This window comes from Albidovulum sp. (genome assembly GCF_049646345.1).
Taxonomy (GTDB): domain Bacteria; phylum Pseudomonadota; class Alphaproteobacteria; order Rhodobacterales; family Rhodobacteraceae; genus Albidovulum.
In genome coordinates, this window is record NZ_JBARVQ010000509.1 from 1 (window position 1) to 9,816 (window position 9,816).

Below are 9,816 nucleotides of genomic sequence, written 5' to 3' on the forward strand. Positions count from 1 at the left end.
CGTGCGGGACCGGTCGGTGGCCGATCAGAAGGCGGCCGGGTACACGACGATCACCGGGACCGAGCAGGCGGAGAACTATTTCCACAGCCTCGGCGACGGATCCTATACGATCCACGACTACGACCCGGGTAAACTCACCGCTACTGATGTATTTGTCTTCACCGACGTGAATGCGTCTGATGTGACCGTGCAGCGCCTGCAATCCGATCCAAACGACGTCGTGCTTACCCTGTCCAACGGCGAACAGATCACTTTCGAAAACGAGCTGCATACAAGCTACGATTACGGCGTCGAGAGTATTCAGTTTGCCGACGGCACGACATGGGATCTCGGCGATCTGCTGACCGCGCCGATCGTCGACGACACGCTTGTCTACGCGTGATGAAACATTGGTGGACCCGGAAGCGGGTCCGCCACTCTGTTCCGGGGGCCTAAAGCTTGACGCCGCAGATCGCGGTCCCGGGCTACGCCCCCGCGAACTTCCTCTCGACCTGTTCCCGGAACGTCTCCATCGCGGGTTTGATCTGACCTGCAAAAGCCCCGACCAGATCATCATCCGGTAGATCCGGCACGGGCGCGTCCGATACCCCCTGATCCTGACCGATATCCGCCACAGCCTCTTCGGCCACCTGCGATGACGTGCGGCTCGCACCATCCGTCCCAAAACTCAAAGTTGTGATCGCACGCCGCAATCCTTCGATTTCCTCGCGCATCGTGGCGATTTCTGCGCGCTCGACGGACGGAAAGGGCAGGGGGCCTTTCTGGGCTTCGATGAGGGTACGGAAGGTCGGGTCCTGGAAGTAGACTATGCGTTCGGCGAGGATTGGGTTCTGGCGTTCGGGGACGAGGATGACCTTGTCTGCGGAGAGCTTGCGGATCTCGTCGGGCGTCATCAGGGGCCGTTCCTCCATGCGTCGCGAGACCGAGCGTTTCTGGCGGAAACCGGTATCGCGTGAGAGACTGTCGCTGACGGCCAGTTTCGTAGTCTTGCCGAGCGCATCGGAGACTTCAGCGGCGGTCTTTTTCTCATTGGGTGAGAGGAAGAGTTTCATGCCCGCCGCGGATTCGAGCGAGAGGCGGATGTTTTCGCCGTAGATATTGTCGATGCCGGGGATCGACTGGGTGATGATCGACACCCGGGCGCCATGGCCCGCAAGCTGTTTCAGGGCCTGTTCGACGATGGGCATTGGCCCGAGCTGGTCGAATTCGTCAAGTAGGACCATGACCGGCCAGGGTTCAGTCTTGGCATCGGGAAGGCTCGCCCGCAGGGTAGCGATGAGTTCGCCGAAGAAAAGCCGGATCAACGGTGCGACGGTGCGGATATCGTCGGCATTGACCACGAGATAGATCGACTGCGGTCGTTTGCGCAAATCGGCGAAAGAGAAATCGTTGGCCGAGGTTGCCCGATCAATGGCGGGGTTGTTCCAGAGCGAGAGCCCGGCACCGCTCAGGACCGAGGCATGCGACGAGAGCGTGCGGTCGGCATAACCGGAGAACTTCCGGAACGTGCGCGCAGCCGAGACGTGTTTTACCTCTTCGGCCCGCAGCTTGTATTCCTCCTGGGTGGCGCCGTTGCCAAAGAGGATGCGGGAAATCTCACCGATGGTCGGCCGCCCGCGCTCGATGGCAAGGAGGCCAGCGGCGACAAAGAGTTCCCGGCCCTCGGTCAGGAAGTCGCCCGCCGAGCCCTTGTCGGAGACGGTCAGGAAATAATCCGATATCTTGGCGAGTTCCGTGTAGCGCCGCTCGGGATTTTCGATGCGGGCCACCCGTTCAAGCGGGTTGTAGCGATGCGTTGGGTGTTCGAAGTCGAGGGGCGCATAGCGAAACACCCTGTCGCCCTGGGACTGTCGGTGCCGGGCGGTCGCTTCGAATATCTCACCCTTCACGTCAAGCACGACGGTGCTGCCGGGGAACAGGAGCGTGTTCGGAATGACGTAACCCACACCTTTACCGGCGCGGGTCGGGGCCACGACAAGGCAATGCGGAAACTTGTCGTAGAGCGCTGAGACAAAGGGCTTCTTTGAACCGGGCTTCCCGAGTTTGGCGAAGACGAAGCCCTGACCGACGTCCTGCAGAAGCTCTGCTTTCTTCAGGTCGGCGCGTTTTTGGAATCTTGCCTGCCCGTATTCGGTGAGTTCCTGGCGGAGGGAGAGAAGAAAGGCCGCAATGGAGAAGAGGACGCCAACCCCGACGATGATACGAAGCGCGGTGGACCAGGTGCCGGACCCGAGCGCCGCGACCCCCGGAAAGCCGGTGACGAAGGAGAAGGCCGAACCGCCATTGAGGCCGAGGCCGGCCATATGGTTGAGATAGATGCTGGCGACGGGAATGGCCGCCGACATGCCGACAAAAAGGCCGAGGCCCGAAAAAAGCAGAGAACGTTGCATCATGTTCTTTTCCTCACCGCTCGCGATCCTGATCACGGTCCTTTGCGTGCGCATGCTTCTCGATGCGCGCCACGACCGCGCCTTCGATGTCGGCACTGTGCTCAGAGATATAGGCGCGGCTGTAACCTTCAGCGCGGAGCCGTTTTACCTCCGCTTGAACCCCTTGCAGGATCGCCGCTTCCTTCGGATCGGCCTGCGTATCCCGCTCGCGGTCCGTTTCGCTGCGCGACACCCCGGGCTCTTCATGCGCAGCGCCGATGGCGATCACGGCCCGGGCGATCTGTCGGCGTTCGCCCGGATCAGCGAAGTCGCTGGCAAGCCGGTCGGTTTTCCCCTGAGCGAGGTCCTGCATGATGGTTTCGCCGTAGCGGGACTTCATGTCCTCGGTGAAGGCACGCGCCGACGCGTCATTGTCGAACGCCACCTTGCCATGCTCGGCCTCGATCTTCGTCATGGCGGTGAGGGTCTGCCGCAGCCGCTCGCCCGGGGCCTCAACCTCGACCCCGCGCGCTTCGGCGATGAAACTGGCTGCCTTGTCATAGAACCGGTCCACAAGCCGCGCGGCCTGGCTACGGTCCGCCGGATCGTCGAAGTCCATCCCGCGCGCCTTCGCCACAGAAGCAACATCGGCCCTGACCCAGTCACGTTCTTCTTGCGCATTGGCCGCCCCACGCGAGAGGCGGTTATGCAGATCTTCTGCCGGAATGCCGATGTTGCCCGCCTCGCTTGCAAGGGTCTTTATGAGCGTATCGCGGTGTTCGCGGCTGATCGGCGTGGCCTCGGCACCCTGCCTTACCTCGCCTTCCCTGACGGCTGTCCGGTAAAGCTCCGTCTTCGGCGGCTGGCCGGTGAGTTCCGCCCCGCGTTCATCGCCAAGGAGTTTCAGGGCATCGGTCGCGATCCGGGTGATGGCGGGCTTCAGCTCGGCCTGATCGGCCGGGCTCAGCCAGACCATCCGGTCGCTGACCTCGCTCATCCAGGAGGTCACCTCATTGCGCATTTGATCTCTGGTCGGCGCTCCGGTTGTTGGGCCATTCCCGCTTTGTAAGGCTGCATTCTGGTCGCGTGTCATTTGTGTCTCCATTGCGATTGTTTTGTCGTCACTCCGGTCGCCAGGGCGTACCATTTCGGACGCTGTGCCCCGTTTGCCCTCCATTTCGGGCCCGATTGCTGCGGTATCGAATGCACGGGCTGCCGGGCGGGATGGCTGATGCTCGGGCAGATCAAGGGCAAGAATGCCGTCGATCACTTCGGTTGCCTGGTCGGCGTCGAGTCCGTGCACGTTCATGAAGGTCGCAATCAGTTCGTCGCCACGCCCGTTGCGGATCATGTCCTGTTCACGAAGGGAGACGGTGTAGGGGTAGTATCCCGCCTCCGGATAGGTGTCGGTCGGCTTGGGATTGTCGTGTTCGAATTCTTCGTCGCTGAGAACAGATCCGGTTTGGTCCCGACGGCCGAGGAAAGTGTCGAATGCCTGCCGGGCGCGTTCCCGGACGGAGGAAACAGGAAAGTCGATCCTGTTTGCATCGACGGATTGATGGATGGCTGCGGTGCCGCTGACTTCGATCGCACGCCTGGTGAACGTACTCTCCGGATCGTCCAGAGCAGCCCTGGAAACCACGCCGTTGTTGGCAACATCATGGAACAGATCGCGTGCCATCGGCGATTTCAGATGCATCTCTCCGCCGTCTTTCGAGGCGATGAATTCCACGCCAAAATCGTTCAGACCCGGAATATCCGCGTGAAGCGAAAGTCCTCTTGTATCAACGTTCAGGCCGACCCCGTTCGCGCCTTTGAGTTCCTGAATCCGCTGACCGCCATAGGCACCGGTTCTGGCTACATAGATCGGCGAGATACCCAGGTTGTTTTCAATCGCTTCAGGAAAGGGATGGCGCTGACGCGGATGGTTGATATTCAATCCATTCGCGCGAATGCTCGCCAGGTTGCTCCTGTCCGTGATGTGAACAAGCTCATCGGTCATGGGTTAGTCTGCATTTTTTCTTTCCCCGCCCGGCACGAAGATCTCGACAATGCCGCGCCGGTCGCCCTGACGGCCCATCTGCACGATCACGTCGATGGAATTGGCGAGGTAGCGGATGACGTCCTCAAACCCGAGCCGCGTGCCGGTGGCGAGGACGAGAAGGGCGAGGCGTTCAAGCGCTTTGCGGGCTGTTTCGGCATGGATCGTGGTGAAGCTCCCGGCATGGCCGGTATTGATCGCATCGAGGAAGGTCACGGCCTCGGACCCGCGAAGTTCGCCGAGAATGATGCGGTCGGGACGCAGCCGCAGCGAGGCTTGCAGGAGCGCGTCTGCCGTGCGTGCCGAGCCCGGGTCGCGCGAAGCGATGAGGCTCACCACATTCGGCAGGGAGGGGAGCAATTCGGCGGCGTCTTCGATGGTGACGATACGTTCGGCGGGATCGACGAGTGACAGAAGCCGCCGCCCGAGTTCGGTCTTGCCGGTCGAGGTGCCGCCCGAGACGATGACATTCATATGTTCGGCGACGATCAGTTCAAGAAAGCGCTCCACATCCCCGTCGCCGGCATCCTTCAGAAGCCGCGAGAACCGCTGCCGTCGCTCCTCTTCCAGAGAGGTTCGCACGTCGCGCAGGAACGCAAACCGTCGGAGCGGTGCCTGACCATTCCTGTTGCGGAAGATGCGGAAGGCAAGGGCCGCCGGACCCGCCACGGCAGGTGCGATCATGGCTTGCGCGCGCAGATCGAGACCGGCATGGCGGATCGAGGCCGAGACGACCGGGGTTTTCTCGGTCAAGGTCGCATTCGCGGTATTGGCGATCTGACCGGCGAGGTTGCGGATTTCTTCAGGGCTCAGATGGCCGTCCGGTTCCTCACGCATATGCGTATCGCCCGCGCGCTCGACCCAGAGCCGGCCATCGGCATTGAGCGCGATTTCGATCACGGCGGGATCGGCGAGAAGCGCATCGAGCGGCCGGAGATATGCGGCGAGATAACCGCCCCCATCCGCCATCAGAAGAGCTCGATATCGCTGTCGACCCGGATCATCACCACCGCGCCCTGATCGGCCGAGAGGGTGGGCGGGATCGAGAGATAGTCGCCGATCGCGTCATCCGTCGCGTTTCCGAGATCGTCACCCATCGCCCGGACCACGTCCGACGTGGCCTCGCTGTCGCTCTGGGCCGCCGCATAATCGGGCGCCGCACCGATGATCGAGAGAAGGGCGGCCGAGCCGAACTTCTGCAGGAAGTGCGAGCGCACCTTGGCAGGCAAGCCCGAGCGGCCAAGGCGATCCGAGCCGTAGGAGGCGATTTCCACCGACTGGCCGTCCGTGGTCAGGATGCGGGTCCAGGCGACAAGAATGCGCTTTTGCCCAACGCCCACGTCGCTTGCGTAGCGCCCGAAGAGTTTCGAGCCGCGCGGGATGAGGACACGGGCCATGTCCCAGGACCAGACATCATGGGTGACCACGGCCGAGATATGGCCCGGCAGGTCGGAATTGATCGCGGTTTCCAGCGCTGCTTCGATGAGCGTGCCCTGCACAATCGTGTTCGAGGGATTGGCGATGATTTCGGATTGCCGGGTCTCGACGGCCTTCGCGCTTGTCCGCAGGAAGCTATCCTGCCCGTCATAGAGGCCCGACATATCTCCGACTGATCCGCCGGTTCCGGAACTGCCGCCCCGGAAGGCGATCATGTCGGAGGTAATCTGGGCCACGGCTTTTGCCTCGGCCTCGGCGCGCTGGCGTTGCAACTCGGCTTCGCGCACGGCCAGTGCCTCGGCCTCAACGGCCGCCTGCGCCGCCATCGCGCGTTCGGCATCGAGCGCGTTCTGAGCCATCCGCGCCTGCCGTTCCAGCTCCTCGTTCCGGCGTTCCATCTCGGCGAGCGCGGCGTCATCGGTCACGGTTACTGGCGAGCGCTTCAAATCGTCAATCTGTGCCATGAGATCATCGACCACGCCTTGCAGCCGGGCGATTTCGGGATCTTCTTGTCGTACCTGGGGCAGGCTGGGCTCTTCTTTGGCGAAGACGAAGCCATCGAGCCCGGTCCCGCCACCGAACTCGGCCGGTCGCGAGGTTTCCACCGGCGGCGCGTCGTCGCCGAGCGTCGGAGCCACGGCGACGACATAGCCACCCAAGAGCAGCCCCGCCGCGCCGGTTAGACCCGCCATGACCCATGGATTTGGCCCCTTGCGGCGCGCGGCCCTTTCCTGCCTGACCCGGGCCAGCCGCGCTTCCAGCGTGGCTTCATCGTCTTCAAGCACGTCGTTGCGTCCCGCCATCACTCTTTCCCCTCGATGCAGACAAATTCATCGCCAAGACGCAGAACCCAGCGATCCGAGCGGGTCGAGACAGTGATGGTGGTACCGCGCACCATCGCGTTGACGGAGTATTCCCGCCCCTTTTCGTCGGCGCGGAAGATCGTCGGCATCGGCGCGCCGTTCGGGATACGGAACGTGGTGCGATAGCCGTCATCGCCGATGGCCCTGGGCGTGAACTTCGGCATCTGGCGCTTGCTGAGAATGGCGTATTTCATCGGTTTGGCGGGCAGGGCAGGGGCCGCAGAAGCGGTGTTGCGTTTCGTGCCCGGCACGGTGAACTTCACCGAATACATCGGTTGCCGCTGCGTGGTGGAGACGACGTTCAGAAAATAGAGCCGCCGGTTGGTTTCCACGGTCAGGTTGGTGCTGACGCCCGGTGTGACCGGCTTGATGATGAAGAGGTTTTCGCCTTCCAGCCGGTCGATGCGGAAGCTGTCGAGATCGCCGATGGCAATCGACTGGATGCGTTCGCCGTCGCCCAGTTCCACCAGCGTCACGCGGCGGAGCCCGGTATAGACATTGTAGACCTGCCCCGACTGGTAGGTGGCATAGGTGACGCGCGGATCGAGCTTGCCGGATTTCGACGTGGTCTCGGCCGCGCCGGGCAGGGCGGTGAACAGGAATGCGGCGACTGTCGCGCCAGTGAGAGCAAGTTTCATATCATCCCTCCGGGGTGATGGTCTCGGACGAGACGCGGTAAGCGGTGACGGTGAAGCCGAGCGGGTTTTCCCAGACGAGCTTCATGGCTTTCTCGGCTTTTGGCTGGAACGCCCAGGCGACGGTTGCGGAGAACTTGCCGGTCTGAACGGTGCCGTTCGGCCGGGTCAGGGTTTTTTCAAACCGCACCTGCGCTGTCGTTTCGGTGATCGGGTTGATGGCGATGACCCGGACCGTGGCCCGCGCACCGCCGCCATAGATCAAAGGCGGATAGTCCTCATTCGCCTCATCCCAGAGTGCGACAAGGCTCGCCCGCGCACCGTCGGCCGAGCGACGGTAGACCGAGAGGATGCGGGCTTCGTTGTCGTGTTCGTCGAAGGTTTCGCGGTCGCTGACATAGCTGAAGAGAAGCGCCTGCTGGACGGCGGCCGCATCGCTCATTCCCGCTGCCTCGACCTCGACCACCCGTTCGGCGATGCCGGTATCCTTGTCGACGATGGCGAGGAAAGCCTGGCTTTCCTTCAGGGGCAGGAGCGCCAGCGTTGTTCCGAGGCCGAGAAGCCCCATGACGCTGCCCAGAAAGGCCAGACCATAGGCAAGCCGTTCCCGCCGTTTGAGCCCGAAGATCATGTCTTCGGACAGACTCGTTCTCCGTTCGGATTCTGCATCCGTCATGGTCGTCTCCGTTCTGTAAGGGCTCTGGCCGGGGGAGGGGTTATTTCCGGCGCGTGGCGAGCTGAGCGAGTTTTTGGGTGACGTTGCCGACGCGCTTTCGGGTGCCTGCGCCCTTGTCGGCGTAGTGCCGTTCGGTATTCATGCCGGCCATTCGTGGCGTCGTCCCGTGAATGAGGCCCGATTTATACGCCTGCGCGCGGGTCTTGAGCTTGCCGCCAAGATAGCCGCCCGGGCTTCCCACGAGGCTCAGCGCCTGCGGGCTGATGCCGGCAAGGTTGAACTGGCCGGTGATGTTGGACACGGCCTGCGGGATCGACTTCAGCGCAAAGACGCCAACGAAAATGACCACGAGAAAGCCGAGGATCGAGCCGAGGGTGCTTGAATTCGGAGGCCCCGTGACCGCGAAGTTGTTCGACACATTGATCACGGTGCCGATGATGCCTGCTGCGGCGATCGGATACATGAAGTAGCCGATGAAGGCAGAGAGCCAGGCCTCAAAAAAGGTCTTGGTGCGCTCAAATGTCGTGGCGGCCATGGCAAGCGGCGCCAGACCGAGCAGGAACGCGATCATGATCTTGGAGAACGCGACAACGAGAACATAAACCGCCATCAGCACCGCGAGAGCGCCATAGAGCAGAGCGCCGACGACACCCCGTGCCACCGAGCCCATGGCCTGAGTTACGATATCGACGAGGTTGGCCATATCGGTCGAGAACTGATCCATCGCGATATCGGGCTGTGTTGTATTGGTCCCGGCGCCTCCGATGGAGAAGTAGGACAGCGCAATGTTCTGGCTGGTATTGGTCAGCGTATCGTAGAGGATCTGAAAATTCGCCCAGGTGAGGGCGAAGACAAAGACCAGGACGATGCGAATACCGATCTGCACCGCGTCACGCATCGCCATGGCATAGACATTGAGCGCCACCATGATGCCGATGAATGCAAAGAGCAGGCCGAGCAGCGCCGTGTAAAGCGACTGGATCGACGCAGACATGACCTGAAAGTACTGCGCTGCCGTCGCATTTACGGCTGTATCAATGTCCCCGACGATGCTCGATACAAAGTTCATCAGAAGTAACCTCCACATAACCGCTCCACTGCCCGCCGGAGGCGGGCGGTTTCGTCGCGATATGGATAGAACAACGCCCCATCTGGTTCGCCGTGACGCCGCTTGATTTCGGCCAGAACGATAGCAACTGGTTCGTAGGGCGCGACTTTTCCGGTGCAGGTACATTCGCCGGTATCGAGCGCCCGCCGAACATTCATGCGGGCGTAAATCTCACCCTTCATCCGGCGATCCGGTGGGTTCTTCATGACGTCCAATTCTTTTTTGGCAGCATTCGGAAAGTACGCATCGCATCTTTGAAGAGGCACATTCTCTGCCCCCTCAAACGGCACCATCGCGGCCAGCTCGGCATCGGTCGGGGCAGGGCGGGCGAAGAAATCGGCGGCGATGACGGCCGCCTCTTCCGGCGTCGCATGCGGCACGAGAGCAGCGTTTTCCGGCTCGGGTTCGGCCGGGAGGATGCGCAGGAAGTCCTCTTCCTCTTTCAAAGCGGCTGCGAGTTCGGCCAGTTCCGCTTGTTCGGCCGCGTCCGGCGTGGGCGTGTCCGGGCCAGACAGCACCGTCACGCCCGCGCCGACGCCAAGACCGGCCGCTCCAAGGCCAACCGCGAACAGGATCTGTTTCATCATCATGGGATCACCTTCAGGAATTTCTCTTCTTCCGCAGCCGTCGCGGCATCCATGATCCCGGCCTGACCCATGCCGACGATCTGCACGGATTCAGCCGCCC

General features: G+C 62.1%; 9 protein-coding genes. 1 reads left to right on the forward strand and 8 read right to left on the reverse strand.

The features are described from left to right. Nucleotides 1-382: calcium-binding protein (locus WBB85_RS12945; RefSeq protein ID WP_432639020.1), on the forward strand; the 382-nt coding region annotated here is incomplete at its 5' end. Between the two features lie 82 nt (nt 383-464). Here WBB85_RS12945 and WBB85_RS12950 read toward each other — a convergent pair. Genes WBB85_RS12950 through WBB85_RS12985 form a run of 8 tightly spaced genes read right to left on the reverse strand, consistent with a single transcriptional unit; the run spans nt 465 to nt 9,719 of the window. Beyond that, on the reverse strand, nt 465-2,393 hold the full coding sequence (locus WBB85_RS12950) for a type IV secretory system conjugative DNA transfer family protein (protein WP_432639021.1): 1,929 nt from the start codon (nt 2,391-2,393) through the stop codon (nt 465-467). 10 nt (nt 2,394-2,403) lie between these two features. Next, on the reverse strand, nt 2,404-4,371 hold the full coding sequence (locus WBB85_RS12955; protein WP_432639022.1) for a hypothetical protein: 1,968 nt from the start codon (nt 4,369-4,371) through the stop codon (nt 2,404-2,406). A gap of 3 nt (nt 4,372-4,374) precedes the next feature. After that, on the reverse strand, nt 4,375-5,379 hold the full coding sequence (locus tag WBB85_RS12960; RefSeq protein ID WP_432639023.1) for an ATPase, T2SS/T4P/T4SS family: 1,005 nt from the start codon (nt 5,377-5,379) through the stop codon (nt 4,375-4,377). Next, nucleotides 5,379-6,650: a TrbI/VirB10 family protein gene (locus WBB85_RS12965; protein ID WP_432639024.1), complete on the reverse strand. Its 1,272-nt coding sequence runs from the start codon at nt 6,648-6,650 to the stop codon at nt 5,379-5,381. The genes WBB85_RS12960 and WBB85_RS12965 overlap by 1 nt, the downstream gene beginning before the upstream one ends. Next, nucleotides 6,650-7,348, reverse strand: coding sequence for a TrbG/VirB9 family P-type conjugative transfer protein (locus tag WBB85_RS12970; RefSeq protein WP_432639025.1), 699 nt, complete (start codon nt 7,346-7,348; stop codon nt 6,650-6,652). The genes WBB85_RS12965 and WBB85_RS12970 overlap by 1 nt, the downstream gene beginning before the upstream one ends. 1 nt (nt 7,349) lies before the next feature. Next, nucleotides 7,350-8,021 carry a virB8 family protein gene (locus tag WBB85_RS12975; RefSeq protein ID WP_432639026.1) on the reverse strand — a complete coding sequence of 224 codons (672 nt, stop codon included), beginning with the start codon at nt 8,019-8,021 and terminating at the stop codon, nt 7,350-7,352. A gap of 40 nt (nt 8,022-8,061) precedes the next feature. Then, nucleotides 8,062-9,090, reverse strand: coding sequence for a type IV secretion system protein (locus WBB85_RS12980; protein ID WP_432639027.1), 1,029 nt, complete (start codon nt 9,088-9,090; stop codon nt 8,062-8,064). Beyond that, nucleotides 9,090-9,719 carry a hypothetical protein gene (locus WBB85_RS12985; RefSeq protein ID WP_432639028.1) on the reverse strand — a complete coding sequence of 210 codons (630 nt, stop codon included), beginning with the start codon at nt 9,717-9,719 and terminating at the stop codon, nt 9,090-9,092. The genes WBB85_RS12980 and WBB85_RS12985 overlap by 1 nt, the downstream gene beginning before the upstream one ends. Between the last annotated feature and the right edge of the window lie 97 nt (nt 9,720-9,816).